At 70.2% G+C, this 18,644-nt stretch carries 18 protein-coding genes and 1 tRNA gene; 4 read left to right on the forward strand and 15 right to left on the reverse strand.

Annotated features, from left to right (window positions below):
- Nucleotides 1–3: 3 nt before the first annotated feature.
- Nucleotides 4–480: a hypothetical protein gene (locus EFK50_RS18780; RefSeq protein WP_148046234.1), complete on the reverse strand. Its 477-nt coding sequence runs from the start codon at nucleotides 478–480 to the stop codon at nucleotides 4–6.
- 100 nt (nucleotides 481–580) lie between these two features.
- Here EFK50_RS18780 and EFK50_RS18785 point away from each other — a divergent pair, with 100 nt between their 5' ends.
- Both EFK50_RS18785 and EFK50_RS18790 read left to right on the forward strand, forming a co-directional pair.
- Nucleotides 581–1,360: an ABC transporter ATP-binding protein gene (locus tag EFK50_RS18785; RefSeq protein WP_123229139.1), complete on the forward strand. Its 780-nt coding sequence runs from the start codon at nucleotides 581–583 to the stop codon at nucleotides 1,358–1,360.
- A gap of 3 nt (nucleotides 1,361–1,363) precedes the next feature.
- A complete protein-coding gene (locus EFK50_RS18790) occupies nucleotides 1,364–3,913 on the forward strand; it encodes an ABC transporter permease (protein ID WP_123229140.1) in 2,550 nt (849 codons plus the stop codon).
- A gap of 1 nt (nucleotide 3,914) precedes the next feature.
- Here EFK50_RS18790 and EFK50_RS18795 read toward each other — a convergent pair whose 3' ends face one another.
- From EFK50_RS18795 to EFK50_RS18850, 12 genes are read right to left on the reverse strand one after another with little or no spacing between them, the layout of a single operon-like run.
- Nucleotides 3,915–4,787 carry a bile acid:sodium symporter family protein gene (locus EFK50_RS18795; protein ID WP_123229141.1) on the reverse strand — a complete coding sequence of 291 codons (873 nt, stop codon included), beginning with the start codon at nucleotides 4,785–4,787 and terminating at the stop codon, nucleotides 3,915–3,917.
- Between the two features lie 14 nt (nucleotides 4,788–4,801).
- Nucleotides 4,802–6,022 carry a hypothetical protein gene (locus EFK50_RS18800; protein WP_123229142.1) on the reverse strand — a complete coding sequence of 407 codons (1,221 nt, stop codon included), beginning with the start codon at nucleotides 6,020–6,022 and terminating at the stop codon, nucleotides 4,802–4,804.
- On the reverse strand, nucleotides 6,019–7,230 hold the full coding sequence (locus EFK50_RS18805; protein ID WP_123229143.1) for a cytochrome P450: 1,212 nt from the start codon (nucleotides 7,228–7,230) through the stop codon (nucleotides 6,019–6,021). Before EFK50_RS18805 ends, EFK50_RS18800 begins: the two co-directional genes overlap by 4 nt.
- A gap of 1 nt (nucleotide 7,231) precedes the next feature.
- A complete protein-coding gene (locus tag EFK50_RS18810; RefSeq protein ID WP_221177483.1) occupies nucleotides 7,232–7,816 on the reverse strand; it encodes a TetR/AcrR family transcriptional regulator in 585 nt (194 codons plus the stop codon).
- Between the two features lies 1 nt (nucleotide 7,817).
- Nucleotides 7,818–8,186, reverse strand: coding sequence for a carboxymuconolactone decarboxylase family protein (locus EFK50_RS18815; RefSeq protein WP_123229144.1), 369 nt, complete (start codon nucleotides 8,184–8,186; stop codon nucleotides 7,818–7,820).
- 1 nt (nucleotide 8,187) lies between these two features.
- Nucleotides 8,188–9,048, reverse strand: a complete 861-nt coding sequence (locus EFK50_RS18820; protein ID WP_123229145.1) for an NAD(P)-dependent oxidoreductase — start codon at nucleotides 9,046–9,048, stop codon at nucleotides 8,188–8,190.
- Entirely contained in the window at nucleotides 9,045–9,794 is a 750-nt protein-coding gene (locus EFK50_RS18825) for an SDR family oxidoreductase (RefSeq protein WP_123229146.1), read from the reverse strand. Before EFK50_RS18825 ends, EFK50_RS18820 begins: the two co-directional genes overlap by 4 nt.
- 12 nt (nucleotides 9,795–9,806) lie before the next feature.
- Nucleotides 9,807–11,261: an aldehyde dehydrogenase gene (locus EFK50_RS18830; RefSeq protein WP_123229147.1), complete on the reverse strand. Its 1,455-nt coding sequence runs from the start codon at nucleotides 11,259–11,261 to the stop codon at nucleotides 9,807–9,809.
- Nucleotides 11,258–11,911, reverse strand: coding sequence for a nuclear transport factor 2 family protein (locus tag EFK50_RS18835; RefSeq protein ID WP_183407918.1), 654 nt, complete (start codon nucleotides 11,909–11,911; stop codon nucleotides 11,258–11,260). Before EFK50_RS18835 ends, EFK50_RS18830 begins: the two co-directional genes overlap by 4 nt.
- Nucleotides 11,911–12,111, reverse strand: coding sequence for a ferredoxin (locus EFK50_RS18840; RefSeq protein ID WP_221177484.1), 201 nt, complete (start codon nucleotides 12,109–12,111; stop codon nucleotides 11,911–11,913). The genes EFK50_RS18835 and EFK50_RS18840 overlap by 1 nt, the downstream gene beginning before the upstream one ends.
- A 1-nt stretch (nucleotide 12,112) precedes the next feature.
- On the reverse strand, nucleotides 12,113–13,537 hold the full coding sequence (locus EFK50_RS18845; RefSeq protein WP_281274061.1) for a cytochrome P450: 1,425 nt from the start codon (nucleotides 13,535–13,537) through the stop codon (nucleotides 12,113–12,115).
- On the reverse strand, nucleotides 13,534–14,310 hold the full coding sequence (locus EFK50_RS18850) for an SDR family oxidoreductase (protein ID WP_123229148.1): 777 nt from the start codon (nucleotides 14,308–14,310) through the stop codon (nucleotides 13,534–13,536). Before EFK50_RS18850 ends, EFK50_RS18845 begins: the two co-directional genes overlap by 4 nt.
- 126 nt (nucleotides 14,311–14,436) lie before the next feature.
- Between EFK50_RS18850 and EFK50_RS18855 the strand changes: the two genes are divergently transcribed.
- Both EFK50_RS18855 and EFK50_RS18860 read left to right on the forward strand, forming a co-directional pair.
- Nucleotides 14,437–14,513, forward strand: a tRNA-Phe gene (locus EFK50_RS18855).
- 205 nt (nucleotides 14,514–14,718) lie between these two features.
- The gene (locus tag EFK50_RS18860) at nucleotides 14,719–15,945 is read left to right on the forward strand and encodes a Fic family protein (RefSeq protein ID WP_123229149.1); all 1,227 of its coding nucleotides are present in this window, start codon (nucleotides 14,719–14,721) and stop codon (nucleotides 15,943–15,945) included.
- Between the two features lie 48 nt (nucleotides 15,946–15,993).
- On the opposite strand, the gene EFK50_RS18865 is transcribed toward EFK50_RS18860, so the two are convergent.
- Together EFK50_RS18865 and EFK50_RS18870 are read right to left on the reverse strand one after the other, a co-directional pair.
- Nucleotides 15,994–17,970: an RCC1 domain-containing protein gene (locus tag EFK50_RS18865; RefSeq protein ID WP_123229150.1), complete on the reverse strand. Its 1,977-nt coding sequence runs from the start codon at nucleotides 17,968–17,970 to the stop codon at nucleotides 15,994–15,996.
- Between the two features lie 63 nt (nucleotides 17,971–18,033).
- Nucleotides 18,034–18,642, reverse strand: a complete 609-nt coding sequence (locus tag EFK50_RS18870; RefSeq protein WP_123229151.1) for a TetR/AcrR family transcriptional regulator — start codon at nucleotides 18,640–18,642, stop codon at nucleotides 18,034–18,036.
- Between the last annotated feature and the right edge of the window lie 2 nt (nucleotides 18,643–18,644).

Below are 18,644 nucleotides of genomic sequence, written 5' to 3' on the forward strand. Positions count from 1 at the left end.
GACTCACCATGTCGGGTTGTCCTTCCACGTGCCGAGTTTGGTGCTGACCGTCCAGCACAGATTGCCGTCGTTGGTTGTGCACTGGGCAACGCGAGTTCGTTTGATCATGCGTTGCGCTTGCAGGGTCGCCTGGTACCGGATCGAGCCGTTCCCACACCCGTCGGTGTCATAGCCGCGGACACCGCTCAGGGCCGTGTCCCCATCCCCCATCTCGGAGACGAAGTAGAAGGACGTGCCCAGGCCATCTCGCGGGCAAAGGTCCGACACCTTGAGGTCGTAGTCGAACTTGAACTTGCCGGCGAACTCGATCTCGCCTTGGACCAGACCCGTTCCGTACCCCGGGAGGAATGGATCAGATTGCAGGTTCACTTGATAGATCGGTGGGACTGCCTGAGCGGCCCGCAGAGGCAGTACTGCGACGGCCAGTGCGGCCGCCGCTGAGCCTGCGGCGAGCGTGCGCCGTTTCCATTTCGGTTTCATACCTAGATAGACACCGAAACCGCCTGTTGAACACGCGGCGGCCTGATCTCAGGGTAATTCCCGATAGCGGCATCCGGAGAACCTTGGCAGGGTTGCGCCCATGACCTCTCCAGTCGTCACCAGTCCTGCCGCCGCGCGCGCCGTCGACCTCACCAAGGTCTACGGCTCCGGTGAGTCCGAGGTGCGGGCGCTCGCCGGCGTCACCCTCGACCTCAACGCCGGCGAGTTCACCGCGATCATGGGGCCGTCGGGGTCGGGGAAGTCCACCCTGATGCACTGCCTCGCGGCGCTCGACACCCCCAGCTCCGGCCAGGTGATCGTCGACGGCACCGAGCTGGGCAGCCTGAGCGACAAGGACCTGACCGTGCTGCGCCGCAGCCGGATCGGCTTCATCTTCCAGTCGTTCAACCTGATCCCGACGCTGAGCGCCCGCGAGAACATCCTGCTGCCCCTGTCGCTGGCGGGAGCGGCCCCGGACCAAGCCTGGTTCGACGCCGTGGTCGACACCGTCGGGCTGCGCGACCGGCTCGGCCACCGGCCGAGCGAGATGTCCGGCGGCCAGCAGCAGCGGGTCGCCTGCGCCCGGGCCCTGGTCAGCAAGCCGTCGATCATCTTCGCCGACGAGCCGACCGGCAACCTGGACTCGGTCTCCGGCGCCGACGTCCTGGCGTTCCTGCGCCGTTCGGTCGACGAGTTCGGTCAGACGATCGTGATGGTGACCCACGACGCGGTGGCCGCGTCGCACTGCGACCGGGTGATCTTCCTCGCCGACGGCGCCGTGGTCGACGAGCTCGCCCGGCCGAGTCGCGAGGAGATCCTCGAGCACATCACCGCGCTCCAGGCCGCGGCCGTCGGCAACCGTCGCGACACGGGGGCCTGAGCCTTGTTCAAGCTGATCCTGCGCAACGTCGGCGCGCGCAAGATGCGCCTGGCGATGAGCGCCCTCGCGATCGTCCTCGGAGTGGCCTTCCTCTCCGGCGTCCTGGTCTTCTCGGCCGGCCTGAGCAAGACCTTCGACGGCATCATCCAGGGCACCACTCCGGATGGTGTCGTCCGCGTCGAGGGAGCCGAGTCCTTCACGGCCGGCGAGACCGGCGTCTCCGCGGCCACCGTCACCCCGGACACCGTCGCGAGGCTCGCGGCGCTCCCCGAGGTCGACCGGGCCGACGGCAACGTGGACGGATTCGGGATGTACGTCGTCGACTCCGACGGCGACCTGCTCGGCGGCACCGGAGCGCCCACGCTGGCGTTCAACCGGACCGAAGCACCGAACATGGACGGCAACAACATCCTCACCCTGCTCGACGGACGCTGGGGCAAGGGCGCCGGCGAGATCGTGCTGGACGAGGGCTCCGCCGAGAAGGCCGGCTACTCCCTCGGGGACAGCGTCAAGCTGCTGACCCCGGCGGGCCAGCTGGAGCGCACCGCGACCCTGGTCGGCACCGCGGAGTTCAACGGCGGCGGTACGGCGGGCGCCACCCTGATCATCTTCGACACCCCCGGCGCCCAGGAGGTCTTCCTCGGCGGCCGCGACGTCTTCACCACCGTTGCCCTGACCGCCGCGGACGGCGTCTCGCAGTCCGAGCTGGTCAAGGCTGCCAAGGCGGTGCTGCCGGCAGGCTTCGAGGCGGTCCCCGGCGACCAGGTCGTCAAGGAGTCCGAGGACGCGATGGCCCAGTTCCTCGACGTGATCAAGACCTTCCTGCTGGTCTTCGCGCTGATCGCGGTGATCGTCGGGGCGTTCATCATCGTCAACACCTTCTCGATCCTGGTCGCCCAGCGAACCCGGGAGTCGGCGCTGCTGCGCGCACTCGGAGCGAGCCGGCGGCAGGTGACCAGCGCGATCCTGGCCGAGGCGTTCGTGATGGCGCTCTTCGCCTCGACGGTCGGCATCGGCCTGGGCTGGGCGCTCGCCCGCGGTCTGGCGGCGATGTTCAGCAGCTTCGGCCTGGACATCGAGGGCAGCTTCCTGAACCTGACCACGGCCACGGTGGTGACCAGCTACACGGTGGGCATCCTGGTCACGCTGGTCGCCGCCCTCCTCCCCGCGCGCCGGGCGGGCCGGGTCGCCCCGGTCGCCGCCATGCGCGAGGACACCGTGCCCGCGAAGGGCTCGCTGCGCCGGCGCTCGGTGATCGGGTCCATCGTGATCGCGGTCTCCGTCGCCGCGGCGATCGCGGGCCTGGCCGGGGTGGACGGGATGCCGGCAGCAGCCTGGGTCGGCATCGGGGCCTTCCTCTCGCTGCTGACCGTCGCGGTGCTGAGCCCGGTGATCGGGTTCCCGGTGCTGGTCGCCTGCCGGGCGGTCTTCGGACGGCTGTTCGGGGCCTCGGGGCGCCTCGCCGGCGAGAACGCGATGCGCGACCCCCGGCGTACGGGTGCGACTGCGTCGGCGCTGATGATCGGGCTGGCCCTGGTCTCGACGATCGCGGTGATGGCCGGCTCGATGAAGGCCTCGGTCGACACCGTGGTCGACGAGCAGTTCGCCCCCGACTTCATCGCCCAGTCGGTGATCTTCGCTCCGTTCTCGACCCAGGTCGGCGACCGGATGGAGCAGGTCGACGGGGTCGCGACGGTGAGCCGGCAGCAGATGCTGGACGCCAAGGTCGACGGGCACAACGAGACGATCGGCGCCGCTGATGCCAACTTCGACGACGTCTCGAAGCTCGAGGCCGGCGAGGGTTCCGTGGACTTCGGTGCGGGCAAGGCGATCATCAACGAGGACAAGGCCGAGGAAGAGGGCTGGAAGGTGGGCGACACCCTGAAGCTCGCCTTCCCGGGCGGCAAGAAGCTGTCGATCCAGATCGGCGGCATCATCCGCGAGAACAGCGTGGTGGTCTTCGGCATCAACGTCCCCCTCGAGGTCGTCGAGCAGGCAGGGATCCAACGGCAGGACAACGCCCTGAGCATCGTCCTCGACGACGGCGCCGACCCGGCCGCCGTGCACCGGGCGCTGGACAGGGTCGCCAAGCCGATCCCGTTGATCGAGGTGAACGACAAGGAAGGCTTCGCCGAGAGCATTCGCGGACAGGTGAACCAGCTGCTGTACATGATCTACGGCCTGCTGGCGCTGGCGATCATCATCGCCATCATCGGCATCGTGAACACGCTCGGCCTCTCGGTCCTGGAACGCACCCGGGAGATCGGCCTCCTCCGCGCGATCGGGATGACCCGGCGGCAGCTGCGCCGCACCATCACCCTGGAGTCGGTGGCGATCGCGGTCCTCGGCGCGGTGCTGGGGATGGCGCTCGGGCTGATCTACGGCACCCTGCTCCAGCGGGTCCTCAAGGAGGACCTGACGGTGCTGTCGATCCCGTTCTCGCAGCTGCTCGTCTTCGGCTTGATCGCCGTGGTCGTGGGCGTGCTGGCGGCGGTGATGCCGGCGGTGCGGGCGTCGCGCCTGAACGTGCTGAACGCGATCTCGACGGAGTGACTCAGCCTGCCGGCTGCGGCGCGGCTCTCCTGCTGATCAGGAAGCCCGCCGCGGCCGCCAGCGGGAACATCGCGATGCCGTAGACGGCGGCGGGGATCGCGAAGGTGTCGTTGTCGAGCACGCTGACCGCCACCGCGATCGCCAGCGTGCTGTTGTGGATCCCGACCTCGAACGAGGTGGCGATCGCCTGCTCGCGGGTCACCCCGGCGATCCACGGCAGCAGGTAGCCGATCGTCAGCGAGCAAGCGCAGAAGACCACCGCGATCATCCCGACGTCGGCGAGGTAGTCGCCGAGGTTCTCGCGCTCGCCCAGGAGCGCGCCGGCGATGACCAGCACCAGGACGACGGCAGAGGCGGTCCGCACCGGTCGCTCGGCGCGGTCGGAGAACGCGGGTCGGAGGCGTCGTACCAGCATCCCGATCCCGACCGGGACCAGGACGATCGCGAACACCTGAAGCATCTTCCCGAACTGGAGCCCGACGTCACCGGCGCCGCTCGGCTCGAAGTGATTGATCGCCACGTTGACCACCACCGGCAGGGTCAGCACGGCCAGGACCGAGTTGATCGCGGTGAGGCTGATGTTCAACGCCACGTCCCCGCGGAACAGGTGGCTGAACAGGTTGGCCGTCGTGCCGCCGGGCGAGGCCGCCAGCAGCATCATCCCGACGGCGAGCACCGCCTCCAGGTCGAACGCCTTGATCAGACCGAAGCAGAGCGCGGGAAGCAGCAGCACCTGGGCGATCAGCGCGATCACCACCGCCTTCGGGTGCTGCGCCACCCGGCGGAAGTCGTCGACGGTCAGCGCGAGGCCGAGCCCGAACATGATGATCGCCAGCGCCGCCGGGAGGGCGACCGAGGTCAGTGCTGAGTCCATGGCTCAGCATAGGTTCACAGGACGGTGATCGGGATCGCCTTGCGGTGCTCGAACGCGAACGATGCGCCGGTGCTGAACCGGGTGACCGCGACCTCGCCGGCCTCGGCCGCCGCCTCCTCCCGCCGTAGGACGTGCGCCGTCCAGGCCTGCTCCGAGCCGGTGACCTCGACGTCCAGGTGCGGGTCGACCGCACGGACCGCGGCCTGCAACGGAGCCACCGCGTCCGGGCCGACCAGGGTGATCCAGGCGCCGTCGTGGTGGGCGGGGCCGTGGGAGACGGTCACCGCGTCGCCGATGGTCGCGGCGACGTAGGCGGCCGGGTTGAGCAGTGGGTGCAGCGCGAGCACCCGGAGCGCGCCGGCCTCGTCGGCCGGAAGACCCAGTGCTGCGCGGATCCGGCCGGCCGCGACGCCGGCGATCCCGACGAGCTGCTTGGTCGCGATCTCGCGGTACTGGTCCGCCTCGGTGCGACGGTCGATCGCCCGCAGGAAGCCGAGGTTGAGCAGGTGCATCTGCAGGCAGACCTCGTCGGCGATCCGGACCAGCGCCGCGTGCGAGAACTCGGCGAAGTCCAGGTCGGCGAGGAGGTCCCCGCTGTAGTCGGAGCGGCCTTCTCCGTCCGGGACGATCGGTGCCAGCTCGGTCAGCGCGGCCCGCGACGAGCGCAGCGCCGTGCAGTCGGCCGACTCGCTCACCGGCGGGTGCGACTCGTCGATGATCACCGTCCAGGCGCAGTGCGGGCTCCGGTCGGCCGGCAGCCGCGGCGGCCGGTGCACCGGGCGGACCTGCGCCTTCGCGTTGGTCGCCACCGCCGTCGCGTCGAAGGTCGGGTCCTCGATGTCGTGGCACATCGTGCGCACGTACTCGGCGCCCATCGGCTCGACGTCCATCAGCGCGCCGCAGTGGTCGAGGTGGAACTCCCCGTGCCAGCGGTCGTGGACGGCGTACCGGAAGTCCATGAACTGCGGCGGGGCGCCGATGTCGAGCTGGAGGCCCTTGAAGATCGTGATCACGTCGGTGCCCTCGTAGCCGAGCGCCCGCTGCATCCGACCGGTGTAGATCGGGCTCGCCGCCATCCACTCCTCGATCGCGACCTGCCCCATCCCCTCGCGACCGAAGGCGCTGATGCACCAGGCCATCCCGGAGCGGTCGATCAGCTGCCCGATCAGCAGCAGTTCCGGGACCAGCACCGCGAGCTCGTCACGGCTGAGGTCGGCGTACCGGCTGGTCGTCATCGTGCCGTCGTCTGCACCGGGAGGGACGCGTAGCCGCGCACGTTGGCCGAGTAGAACCGCTGCGGTTCGCCGTTCACCTCGATCGAGGAGCACTTCTCGACCAGCCGCTCGAGCGCGATCTTCGCCTCCAGCCGGGCCAGGTTCGCTCCCAGGCAGAAGTGCCGGCCGCCGCCGAACGCGATGTGCTTGGCGAGCTCGGCCTTGTCGCGGCGGATGTCGAAAGACTCGGCGTCGGTGAACACCTCGTGGTCGTGGTTCGCCGCGCCGATGTTGAACATCAGCTTCGACCCGGCCGGACAGGTGACGCCGTCGACGGTGAAGTCCTTGACGGTCAGCCGGGCCAGCAGTTGGCTGGACGCCTCGAACCGCAGCGTCTCCTCGATCCAGGGCTCGACCAGGGACGCGTCGGCGAAGACGGCCGCCCGCTGCTCGGGGTGCTTGCTGATGTTGGCGACCGCGTTGCCGAGCAGCTTGGTAGTGGTCTCGTTGCCGGCGACGACCATCAGGAACAGGAACGCGGTGAGCTCCTGGTCGGTCATCCGCTGGCCCTCGTCCTCGGCGTTGATGAGGGCGGAGACCAGGTCGTCGGACGGGTTCGCCTTCCGGTCGGCGATCAGCTCGGCGTAGTAGCCGAACAACCAGCCGGCCGCCTCGAACCCGGCCGGTGGCACGTCGCGCAGGCCGTCTTCGCGCACCACCAGCAGGTCGGCATACGTGCGCACCTCGTCCCGGTCGGAGACCGGCACCCCGAGCATCTCGGAGATCACGTCCATCGGGAACTTGCCGGCGAAGTCGCCGATCCAGTCGAAGCTGCCGCGGGCGACGGCGGCGTCGAGGTACTGGTCGCTGATCTCGCGGATCCGCGGCTCCAGGTCAGCCACCCGCTTCGGGGTGAACCCGCGCGAGACCAGCTTGCGCAGTCGGGTCTGGTCCGGCGGGTCCATGCCGAGGAACGAGGTCACCAGGTAGGCACTCTCGTTCCAGGCGCTCGGGTCGAGCGAGACGCCCATCTTGTTGGAGAACGTGTCGTCGGTGCGGAACGCCTTGTGCAGGTCCGCGTGCCGCGACATCACCCAGAAGTCGTGCTCCTCGTTGTGGTACAGCGGCGCCTCGTCCCTGAGGCGCGCGTACGTCGGGTACGGGTCGTCCTGGAGGGCGTGGTCGTAGTGGTCGAAGTTGATCGGGCACCGGCCCGCGTCGGTCGTCATCTCAGTGACCTTCCATGATCACGGCCACGACATCGTCGAGGCGCTGGCCGAGCTCGTCGTACGTCATCAGGCCCATGCCGGCCTGCAGGAGGGCGCCGGAGAACGCGAAGGTAAGCGCCTCCATCACCCGCGGGTCGGCGGGTTCGCCGATCGCGTCGCGGAACCGGTTCACGAACTCGGCACCGATCACGATCCGCAACCGCTCGACCTCGGGGTCGGTGCCGAGCAGTGCGATGTTCGCTGCCGTCGCCAGGTTCGGCGAGCGGCCGAGCATGGTCGCGTAGTGCCGGGTGACGACCCGGATCCGGTCGACAGGGGTCGCGCCCTCCGGCTCCGGGCCCGGCTCGGTGACGATCCGGCGCCAGAAGAGCTCCGCGAACAGGTGGTTCTTCGAGGCCAGGTAGGTGTACGCCGTCGCCGGCGAGACCCCCGCCCGCTGGGCGACCGTGCGGATCGTGAGCGCCTCCGGGCCGACCTCCTCCAGCTCGACCTCACCGGCGAGCAGGAGCTTCTCGACGGTCTCGACCTGGCGCGGGTTCAGGCCAAGACGCAGGTGCGAGGTCATCGGATCGGAGCCGGAAACCACGTCAGCGACCCTTCGCGATCGTGTCCTCGACGAGGCTGTTCAGCCGGGCACCGACCGGCCAGCCGGCGTAGTGGCAGACCATGATGACGATCTCGCGGAGCTGGTCCGCGTCGAGCTCGCCGGCCTTGTACGCCGCCGGGATCTGGATCGAGAGCACGTCCTGAGCACCGTGGGTGCAGAGCATCCCGATCAGCAGCAGCCGGCGGTCGCGGTCGTCGAGGCCGGGGCGCCGCCAGATGTCGCCGAAGAGGTGGTCCGCGGTGTAGCGGAAGAAGTCCCCCTCCATGTCGTTCATCTCGAAGCCGTAGACCTGCTCCATCTTCTCCAGGCCGCTGCGGCGGATCTCGGGAAGGTCGTCGAACTTGCCCATCTCAGTTCTCCTCGTCCTCGGTCGGGGCCGGCAGTCCCAGCGCGCCCCGCAGGTTGTCCTGCGCGAAGCGCGCCATCGGCACCTCGACCCCGAGCCGGTCGGCCAGCTCGATCGCGTGGCCCAGGTCTTTCGCGCCCAGCGCGTGCACGTGCTCGAAGATCGAGACCCAGCCGTCGCCGGGCTCCATCTCCTGGGCGGTGCTGCGGTGCATGATCGCTCCGGGACCGCCGGTGATCGAGTCGGTGTGGCGGACCACCCGGCCCAGCGCCTGCAGGTCGATCCCGGACGCCTCGGCCAGGCGGAGCGCCTCGCCGGTCGCGGTGAACGCGACGAAGTGCAGCAGGTTGCGGGCGAGCTTGGCCGCCGTACCGTTGCCGGCCGGTCCGCAGTGCACGACCTCGCTGCCCATCAGCGCGAACGGGCCGCTCACCGCGGCGAAGGCTTCGTCGCTGCCGCCCACCATGATCGCCAGGGTGCCGGCGTCGGCCCCCATCGCGCCGCCGCTCACCGGGGCGTCCACGAAGAGCAGGTCGTGCCGGCCGGCGAGGTCCTCGAGCCGCGGAGGCAGGTCCGGAGAGATCGTCGAGTGCACCGCGACGACGGTGCCCGGACGGGCCGCTCCGAGGATCTCCCCCATCACCTCGCGGACCTGGTCGTCGGTGTTCACCATCACCGAGATCACCCCGCACTCGGCGGCCAGCCCGGCGACGCTCGCCGCGATGCGGGCGCCGGCCTTCTCGGCGTCGGCGAGCGGCTCGGGGGCGAGGTCGAAGACGGTGAGCCCGCCCTCCCAGCCGGCGAGCCGGAGCGCCATCGGCTTCCCGATGTTGCCCAGGCCGATGAATCCCACACGCTGACTCATGCGCGGAAGACCTGCCCGCCGTCGACGTCGAGGATCTGCGCGGTCACCCAGGACGCCTCGTCGGAGAGCAGGAACAGGCAGGCGCCGACCATGTCCTCGGGCTGGCCGATCCGCTTGATCGCGAGGCTGTTCTTCACGATGTCGTGAGCCGCGTCGCCGGCCTGGGTGCGGGTGGCGGCGGTGTCGACCGGACCGGGAGCGATCGCGTTGACCCGGATGTTCTGGCCGCCGAGCTCGTGGGCGAGCTGCTGGGTGAGGCCGTTGATGCCGACCTTCGCGAGACCGTAGAAGCCCGAGTAGAGCCAGGCCGCCGTCGAGGACTGGTTGACGATCGAGCCGCCGCCGCGCTTGGCCATGTGGCCGTAGACCGCACGGGTGACGACCAGGGCGCCGTCCATGTTCACGCTCATGAACTTCTTGTAGTAGTCCCAGTCGACGGTGATCAGCAGGTCGAAGGCCATGTCGCCGTAGATCGCGGCGTTGTTGACCAGCAGGTCGATGCCGCCGAACGCCTCGACCGCCGCGTCGGCCATCGCCGTGGCGGAGGCGGCGTCGGCGACGTCGGTCCGGACGAAGATCGCCTGGCCGCCGGCGCCCTCGATGGCCGCGACGACCTGCTTGCCGGAGTCCTCGTTGAGGTCGGCCACGACCACGGCCGCGCCCTCGGCGGCGAGCGCCTTGGCGTAGGCCTCGCCGATGCCCTGGGCGGCGCCGGTGACGATGGCGACCTTGTCGGTGAAACGCATCTCTCTACTCCCTTACGCCGGTTCGGCGATCGTTTTCGTCTCCAGGTACTCCTCGAACCCGGCGACGCCCATCTCCCGGCCGATGCCGGATTGCTTGTAGCCGCCGAAGGGGGCGTCCGGGCTGAACCAGACGCCGCCGTTGACGGCGAGGGTGCCGGTGCGGATCCGGGCGGCGACCGCCTTGGCCCGCTCCAGCGAGCCCGAGTCGACCGAGCCCGAGAGCCCGTACGCCGAGTCGTTCGCGATCCGGACGGCATCGTCGTCACCGTCGTGCGGGATGACGACCAGCACCGGCCCGAAGATCTCCTCCTGCGCCAGCCGCGAGGAGTTGTCGAGCCCGGCGACGACGGTCGGCTCGATCCAGTAGCCGTCCTGGTCGATCACCTTGCCGCCGGTGGCGAAGGTGCCACCCTCCTCGACGGCGAGCTTCAGGTAGCCCTCGACCCGGTCGCGCTGGACCGCCGAGATCACCGGGCCGCAGATCGTGCCCGGGTCGGTCGGGTCCTTGGCGCCGATCGACTCCATCGTCGCGGCGGCCACCTGCACCGCTTCGTCGTACCGGTCGCGCGGGACCACCAGCCGGGTGGTGATCGCGCAGCCCTGGCCGGCGTGGATGCAGGCGGCGAAGGCGGTGGCGCCCGCGACCGCGGCGACGTCGGCGTCGTCGAGCGCGATCGCGGCGGACTTGCCGCCGAGCTCGAGGAAGACCTTCTTCAGCGTCGGCGCCGCGGCCGCCATGATCGCACGGCCCGTCTGGGTCGACCCGGTGAAGGAGACCATGTCGATCCGCGGGTCGGTGGTGAGCACCGCGGCGACGGCGTTGTCCTTCGGGGCGACGACGTTGAAGACGCCCGCCGGGATGTCGGTGTGCTCGGCCACCAGCCGACCCAGCTCGTAGGCCAGCCACGGGGTGTCCGGGGCCGGCTTGAGCACCACGGTGCAACCCGCGGCGAGGGCCGGAGCGACCTTGGCGAGGTTGATCTGGGTGGGCACGTTCCAGGGCGTGATCGCGGCGACGACGCCGACCGGCTCCCGTCGTACGGTCCGGCGACTGGGGATGCCCATCGGCGAGGCGACCCCGAGGTCGGTCTCGAACTCGTAGGCCTCGGCGGTGTCGGCGACGAAGGTCAGCCCGTCGACCGGGCCGTCGAACCCGGCCGCGCCGATCATGAAGCCCGGCATCCCGACCTCGGCCGTGGTGAGCGCCTTGAAGTCGTCGGCGTGGTCGTAGAGGGCCTGCTGGAGCTGGCGGATGCAGCGGACCCGGAGCTCCAGGTTCGTCGACCAGTCGGTCCCGTCGAAGGTACGGCGGGCGGCCGCGATCGCCGCCTCGACGTCGCCCGCGGTGCTGTCCGGGGCCTGGCCGATCTCGACGCCGGTGGCCGGGTTGAGGATCGGGTACGTCGCCCCGTCGCTCGCCGGGACCAGCTTGCCGTCGATCAGCTGGAGCGGTGCCGGCGTACTCACTTCTCGACCTCCGTCCCACCGGTCGTCGAGACGTCGGTCGGTGCCTGCGTGAGGTAGTCCCCGCGCTCGACCGGCGGCGGCCAGACCGGCGAGGGGATGTCCTCGTAGTGGTAGTGCCCGGGCACCCCGTGCCCGGCGACCGACATCCGCTTGAGCAGCGTGTCCGGCGCCTTGTCCGCCTTGATGATCTCGATGAACGTGTGCGAGGTCGACGGCATGTCGAACCAGTCCCGCTGCCAGGCGAACTTCAGCTTGCCGGCGTCCTCCCCCTCGGTCTGGCGCTCGACGCCGAACCAGGAGCCGCCGATGCCGAGGATCTCGAACTCCTTGCCGGCGTCGTCGAGGATGCCGGACTTCTGCTTCCAGAAGCCGACGATCATGCCCTTGGCGTCGTCGATCAGCGAGGCCTGGTAGTCGTAGTGCCAACCATCGAGGCCGTCCATCTCGATGCCGATCGCCCAGTCCCGGATCTGGTCGCGGCCGACGGCCATGAAGTGCTCGTCGGGCGAGTACATCCAGCCGTACGTCGCGTCGACGGCGTAGTGCTCGGCCATGATCCGCCAGTCGCCGATCCGCTCGGCCTCGCGGTTGACGGCCAGCCAGGAGTCCCAGAACTCCTCGAGCTCGGCGCGGGTGAAGTCTGTACTCATCAATCCTCCAGTGAGAGAGCCATAGCGGGGCAGTACTTGATCGCCTGGAGCACCTGCGGGCGCAGGTCCTCGGGCGGGGTCTCGTCGAGCAGCACGACCTTGTCCTCGGCGTCGTTCAGGCCGAAGACCTCCGGCGCCTCGAACTGGCACATCTGGTGTCCCTGGCAGAGCTCCAGGTCGGCGGTCACCTTCACGGGCACGTCACCGCGTCTCGACAGGCTCGACGTCCGGGCGGCGCTTCCGGTAGCGGACCTTCGCCGGACTGGCGAGCTGGATCACCATCTTCGAGGTGTCGTCGGCGTAGGACTCCGAGGGCTGCGTCATCTCGAAGGTGTAGTCGCGCAGCAGCACCGAGAAGATCGCCTTGAGCTGCATCATCGCGAACGCGTTGCCGACGCAGCGGTGCTTGCCGGCACCGAACGGGATCCAGGTCCAGCGGTTCTGCAGGTCGGCCTGGTTCGGGTCCAGGTAGCGGCCCGGGTCGAAGGCGTCGGGGTCCGGGAAGTCCTCGGCGATCCGGTTGGAGACCCGCGGGCTGGAGCCGACCATGGTGCCGGCCGGGAGCACGTGGCCGCCGATCTCGAACTCCTCCTGCGCCACCCGCAGCAGCAGGATCAGCGGCGGGTGCAGGCGCAAGGTCTCCTTGAGCGTGGCCTCCAGGTTCGGGATCGAACGCAGCGCCTGGAACGACACTTCGCTGCCATCGGCGTACAGGTCGTCGAGCTCGGCCACGATGCCGGCCATCACCGACGGGTTGCGGAGCAGCTCGATCAGGGTCCAGGCCGCCGTACCGGAGGAGGTGTGGTGCCCGGCGAACATCATCGAGATGAACATCCCGGTGATCTGGTCGGCGGTGAAGTGGTCGGTGCCGTCCTCGTTCTTCAGCGAGATCAGGATGTCGAGCAGGTCCCGGTCCTCGCGGGCGACCTTGCCGCGGACGTGGCGCTTGTCGATGATCGCCTGGACCAGGTCGACCAGCTTGAGCCGGGCGGCGTCGCGGATCTCGAAGGACTCGACGCCCTCCATGTACGGGTCGACGTACGCCAGCGCGTCGGTGCCGCGCTCGAGCTCGTGGTAGTACTCGGCGAACCGGCCGTCGAGCTCGGAGCGGAACGGCATCCCGATCAGGCAGGCCGAGGTCGTGTAGATGGTGAGCTCGGCGAAGAACGCCAGCAGGTCGATCTCACCTTCCTCGCCCCAGCCGGCGACCATCTGGTTGATCTCGTTCTCGATGGTGGCCGCGTGGCCGCGCATCATCTCGCCCTTGAGCGCCTGGTTCTTCAGGGCCTCCTGGCGCTGCTCCGGGGTGGTGTCGAAGACGACGCCCTTGCCGAAGATCGGGGTCATGAACGGGTACGCCGCCGCCTGGTCGAGGATCTCGTCGGGCGCCCGGAAGAAGGCCTCGTTCGCCTCGGCACCGGTGACCAGGACGACGTCGCGGTCGGCGAGGCGGAAGCGGCCGATGTCGCCGCATTCGTCGCGGACCCGGTGCAGCAGGTCGATCGGGTCGTCGCGGAGGTCCTCGAGGTGGCCGTGCTCGCTCTCGGGGAAGCGGCGCGAGACCTCGGGGATCGCTGTGATGCCGACCGTCGCGTCCCCGGACGTCGAGCCTGTCGAGACGCTCACTTCTCCTCCAAAGGTGCTTCGGGGTTCACTTCGATCAGGTTCAGGTGCACGCCACGCGGCGCGCTGACGACGGTCGCGATCGCGTCGGCGAGCGCCTTCGGCTTGAGGAAGTGCGAGTGCCGGGCCAGGCCGAACTTGATCCAGCCGGTGAGCACGTCGCCGGCGGCGGCGTCCTCCCAGTCGGTGCCCATCTCGCTCCAGGTCGGGCCGGGTCGGACGATGCTGACCCGGACGCCGGAGCCCTCGAGCTCCATCTGCATCGCGTGCGCCATCCCCTCGAGCCCCCACTTGCCGGCCGCGTACGACGACATGAACGGCCGGGCACGGACGGCGACGTCGGAGCTGACGAAGAGCACGTCCCCGCGCTGCCGCTCGACCATCCCGGGCACGAACGCGCGGACGAGCCGGTGCGCCCCGAGCAGGTTGAGGTCGATCTCGGTGGCGAACCGCTCGGTATCGACCTCGTGGATGATCCCGGGTGAGACGTGCCCGGCGTTCGAGACCAGCACCTCGACGTCACCGAAGTCGGTCGCGACCGCCTTGGCGAACGCGTCGACCGAGTGCTGGTCGGTGACGTCCAGCGGGTGCGCGATCGCCTCGCCGCCCTCGGCCCGGATCTTCTCGACGATCTCCGCGCACTTGTCGACCCGGCGGGCGCCGAGCGCGACCGGGAAGCCGGCCGCGGCGAGGGTCAGCGCGGTGGTCGCGCCGATCCCCGAGGAGGCACCGCTGACGACGGCGGGGCGACGGTCGGGGTGAACAGGCTTGGGCATGAGGTGAGAGCCTTACTGGACACTTGATTGGACAGGTGTCCAGTTCTACCCGACCACTCCGACTCTCGCAAGGGGTTCGGCCCGATTCGGCGACCCCGAACGTTCCCGGTATGCTTCTGCGCTGTTGGCCAGGTAGCTCAGTTGGTACGAGCGTCCGACTGAAAATCGGAAGGTCGGCGGTTCGACCCCGCCCCTGGCCACCACCCGCAGGTCGCTGACCTGCATGAAGACCCCCGCCGCTAATTTCGGCGGGGGTCTTCTGCGTCGTGCGGGCCTCGTCGGAAGGGGCGACCTGGTGCGGTGTCGCCCCTCGATCGCGGCCTCCAACTCGGAACAACCGCGTCGTTATTCCGAGTTAGACACTCTAAGTCGGAATAACGAGTACGATATTCCGACTTAGGAGGACGCATGGCGCCCAGCAGGCCCCCGGACGGCACCTCGGTCGCGATCGCCGCGCACCGCCGTACCGTCGAGCCGTGGCGGCAGACCGTCCGGGGCGGTACCCGGGAGGACCGGATGCTCCGGGAGGTCACCGTCTGGTTGCCACCCGAGATCGCCGACATCGAGCCGAGCGTTCCCGCCGCAGTGGCCGCGGACATGGACGACGCCCTGCGCGAGATCGCAGCTCTGGACGAGACCCATGGCGAGCACCTGGGGTCCCTCTCCACTCTCCTGCTGCGGGCCGAATCGGTCGCCTCCTCGAAGATCGAGCACGTCGAGGCCTCCGTCGACGACTACGCCCGCGCGCTGCACGGCATCACGTCGAACGCTTCTGCCACCTCGATGGTCGCCTCGACCCGCGCTCTGGGCGACCTGATCGAGTCCGTCCAGGACGGTGCACCGATCGACCTGGCCGACCTGCTCCGGGCGCACGCAGTCCTGATGGCCGAGGATCCGCGCGAGCGGGCCTACGCAGGCAGGGTCCGCGACCTGCAGAACTGGATCGAGGGATCGGACCACTCGCCCCGGAACGCCTCCTACGTTCCGCCACCGGCACGAACGGTCGTCGCGTACCTGGACGACCTGCTCCGATTCGCCAATCGCACCGACATCGGCGTCCTCACCCAGGCGGCGATCACCCACGCCCAGTTCGAGTCGATCCACCCCTTCACCGACGGCAACGGACGGATCGGTCGCGCCTTGATCAACACGGTGCTGCGCAAACGCGCCACGACCAGGAGGGTCGTCGTCCCGCTGGCGTCCGCAATCGTCGCGCGGCGGCAGTCGTACTTCGACGCCCTCGGCGCCTACCGCGACGGCGACGCCGGTCCGATCATCGAGTCCTTCGCGACGGGGTCCCGGATCGCGGCACAGGAGTCCCGGGCCACTGCGAGCCGCCTGGCGGTGATGCCCGAGGAGTGGCGCACCTCCGCCGGTCGCCCGAGACGCGGCAGCGCTGCTGCGAAGATCCTCGACGGCCTGCTGGACAACCCGGTCTTCTCGGCCGACGAGGCCGCGGAGCGCGCGGGAGGAGCGACGTCCAGCGTGTACGCCGCGATCCGCACCCTGCACGAGTCGGGAGTGATCCGACCGCTCACGACCCGGACCCGCAACCAGATCTGGGTTGCCGCAGCGCTCGCCGACGAGCTGGACGACCTGGGCACCCGGATCGCTGCACGCGCCCGCACCCGGTAGGACCCGCAGCCGCTGCGCCGAAGCGCCGGACCAGCCCGGCAGGTCAGGTCAGCGAGCGATCCGCTTGCCGGCGCTCACGACGACCACCGCCGGCCACCCCGCCCGCTTCGCGGTCACCCGTACGGTGAGGGTCCTGCCCTTGTCCTTCTTGGTGACGACGTACCCGTACCGGGTCGCCCCGGCGATCAGCTTGCCGTTGCGGTACCACCGCACCGTGAAGGTGTGCCCGTACGCCGACCAGCCGCCCTTGCTCGCGACGAGCCGGCTGCCCTTCCTGGCCTTGCCGGTGATCGTCGGCCGGGAGGTGCTGAAGGCCGGGACCCGGCGCGCGACCGAGCCCGTGGTCACCGAGACGTACCCGGTGAGAGCCCGGGTGGTTCGCACGACGAGCTGACGTCCGGCATCGGCCCTGACCTGCGTATACGCCGGCCCGGTCGCCCCCGCGATCGCCGCATTGTCGCGGTACCACTGCCAGGTCGTCGCCGACGCCGGGACGGTCGCCGCGACGCTGGCGGTGAGCTTCTTCCCGACGCCGTTCGTTCCCGCGACCACGGGGTTGCCGCCACCGGTGAACGCGCCGGGGAGGACCGTGCCGACATCGGCCTGCCGCGAGCTCGGCACCAGGTCGGCTCCGCTGACGTTGACCAGCAGGTGCAGGTCCTTGCCGAGGTCCGCGGGCAACGGCGTGAAGTCCTGCGACGTCCCGGCGACGACCGAGCCCGGCCCGGTCCCGTAGCGCCACTCGTACGTCGTGGTCGCCGGCGCCGGCACCCACGATCCGGCCCCCGCCGTCAGGGTGCGGCCGACCTGCACCGGACCGGCCGGGAGGATCGAGGCGGTCGCGACCGTCGGCTGGTCGTCCTGCACCCGCCAGGAGGTGATCGGGTTGCTGCCCGACCCGAGCTGCGCGAAGTTCTGCTGGCCGGCGCCGTACACCTTGCCGTCGACGGTGCGCATCAGCTGGGTGGTGGCCCCGGCACCGATCTCGCTGACGACGAGCCCGGCGCTGCCGGCGACGAGCGCGGGGCTGGTGGCGTCGCTGAAGTCCGGCTGCCGGCCGAGGACGTACACCGCGCCGGCACTGGTCAGCGCCGTCGTCGAGTCGCCGCCCTCGCCGGCGATCCCCGTCCACACGCCGGGAGCCTGGACCGGCGTCGAGCTGGCCGCCTTCGGGTCGCCGTTGCCGAGCTGGCCGTGGGCATCGCTGCCGACGCCGTAGAGCGCCCCCGTCGAGGTCAACCAGGAGGTGTGGCCGTAGCCGGCGACCGCGGCGACCACGCCGGCGGTCGTGTCGAGCCGCACCCAGGTCGTCGCATCGACCCAGTCGCCTCCCAGGCGGCTGGTGATGTTGGAACCGATGCCGTACAACCGGCCGGTGTCGGTGACCACCAGCACGTCCCCGGTGCCGGCGACCACGCTGGTCGGCGTACCGGCGCCGGCGGGGAGGGACGGCGAGAACAGCTGCAGGGCCGTGGCGGCTGCCGGACCGCCGTCGCGCGCGCCGGTCTCGTACAGCAGTCCGTCGGCACCCAGGGCGATCGTATGGCCGCCTACTCCGGAGGAGTCGGCGGTCGCGACGTCGACGATCGCGGGCGGTGCCACCACGGACGGCGACCAGGTGAAGGCGGTCAGGGTGCTCTTCGCTCCGGTCCCGGTCAGCTGGCCGGCGTCGTTGCGGCCGGCGCCGTAGACGACACCGTTGTCCCCGAGGACGACGGTGACGTCGCCCCCGACGTCGACCTTCGTCCCGCTGACTCCCGCCGGCAACGGTGCTGCCACCGGGTCGTCGACCGACGACTCGGCAGCGACGCCGTCGCCCAGGGCACCGTCCTTCTGGAACCCGCTCGCCCAGACCCCGCCGTTGGCGTCCAGGAACGCCGCGTGCGAGAAGTTCGCCGCCAGCGTCTTCGCGGCGGCTCGGGGTGTCACGAAGTCGAGCGGTACGGCGACCGCCGGCACGGGTGCGACCAGCCCGGCCCCCAGCGCAATCACGGCAGCGGAGCAGAGCAGAGCGCGCTTGGTCATGGAGCCAGGATCAGCGCCGGCTCAGCTCCTGACCACCGAAATGCACCAGAACAGGTGGTTTCCCTACCCCCGCCGGCCCGGAGCCAGCTCGGCGACGGCGAGCGCGCTCCGGGAGAGCTCGGCATCCACCCGGTCGCGGGCGACACCGGCGCGGACCAGGTCGGCAGCCGACCGGACCAGGCCCGCGATCAGCAGGGTGCGGGTCCGGACGAGCGCACGATCCGCTCCGGCAGGGCCTTCGAGCAACGGCACCAGGGTGGCGTAGAGCTCGCGGTGCCGGGCGCCGATGTGCTCGCGCACCTCGTCGGGAAGGTCCTCGGAGGCCAGCGACGCCGAGACCAGCGCGGTGTGCTCGTCGTCCAGGATGAAGTCGAGCTGCACGACGAGCCAGCGATCGAGCCGGTCGGCAGCCGAGCCGTCCCCGGCGACGGCCGCGGCGCTCGCGTCGACCAACGGCACCATCGCCGCCTCGAACCAGCCCTGCACCAGGTGCGCCTTGGTCGGGAAGTACCGGTACAGCGAGGTCCGGCTGAGCCCGACCTCCTCGGCGATGTCGCGCAGCGAGACCTGCTGGTAGCCGCGGGCGTCGAAGAGCCGGCGCGCGGCGTCGATCACCGCGGCCTCCTGGTGGGCCACGTGCTCGGCGATCGTCGCAGCGCTGATCCGGGGCATGG

It is taken from the genome of Nocardioides marmoriginsengisoli, assembly GCF_003725695.1.
GTDB classification, from domain to species: domain Bacteria; phylum Actinomycetota; class Actinomycetes; order Propionibacteriales; family Nocardioidaceae; genus Marmoricola; species Marmoricola marmoriginsengisoli.

Excerpts from the sequence above, each read along its gene's own strand:
- EFK50_RS18800 (WP_123229142.1), bottom strand. The coding sequence starts at position 6,022 with ATGACGACCAGCCGGTACGCCGACCTCAGCCGTGACGAGCTCGCGGTG.
- EFK50_RS18820 (WP_123229145.1), bottom strand. The coding sequence starts at position 9,048 with ATGAGTCAGCGTGTGGGATTCATCGGCCTGGGCAACATCGGGAAGCCG.
- EFK50_RS18795 (WP_123229141.1), bottom strand. The coding sequence starts at position 4,787 with ATGGACTCAGCACTGACCTCGGTCGCCCTCCCGGCGGCGCTGGCGATC.
- EFK50_RS18850 (WP_123229148.1), bottom strand. The coding sequence starts at position 14,310 with ATGCCCAAGCCTGTTCACCCCGACCGTCGCCCCGCCGTCGTCAGCGGT.
- EFK50_RS18815 (WP_123229144.1), bottom strand. The coding sequence starts at position 8,186 with ATGGGCAAGTTCGACGACCTTCCCGAGATCCGCCGCAGCGGCCTGGAG.
- EFK50_RS18780 (WP_148046234.1), bottom strand. The coding sequence starts at position 480 with ATGAAACCGAAATGGAAACGGCGCACGCTCGCCGCAGGCTCAGCGGCG.
- EFK50_RS18805 (WP_123229143.1), bottom strand. The coding sequence starts at position 7,230 with ATGACGACCGACGCGGGCCGGTGCCCGATCAACTTCGACCACTACGAC.
- EFK50_RS18785 (WP_123229139.1), top strand. The coding sequence starts at position 581 with ATGACCTCTCCAGTCGTCACCAGTCCTGCCGCCGCGCGCGCCGTCGAC.
- EFK50_RS18865 (WP_123229150.1), bottom strand. The coding sequence starts at position 17,970 with ATGACCAAGCGCGCTCTGCTCTGCTCCGCTGCCGTGATTGCGCTGGGG.
- EFK50_RS18860 (WP_123229149.1), top strand. The coding sequence starts at position 14,719 with ATGGCGCCCAGCAGGCCCCCGGACGGCACCTCGGTCGCGATCGCCGCG.
- EFK50_RS18825 (WP_123229146.1), bottom strand. The coding sequence starts at position 9,794 with ATGCGTTTCACCGACAAGGTCGCCATCGTCACCGGCGCCGCCCAGGGC.
- EFK50_RS18835 (WP_183407918.1), bottom strand. The coding sequence starts at position 11,911 with ATGAGTACAGACTTCACCCGCGCCGAGCTCGAGGAGTTCTGGGACTCC.
- EFK50_RS18870 (WP_123229151.1), bottom strand. The coding sequence starts at position 18,642 with ATGCCCCGGATCAGCGCTGCGACGATCGCCGAGCACGTGGCCCACCAG.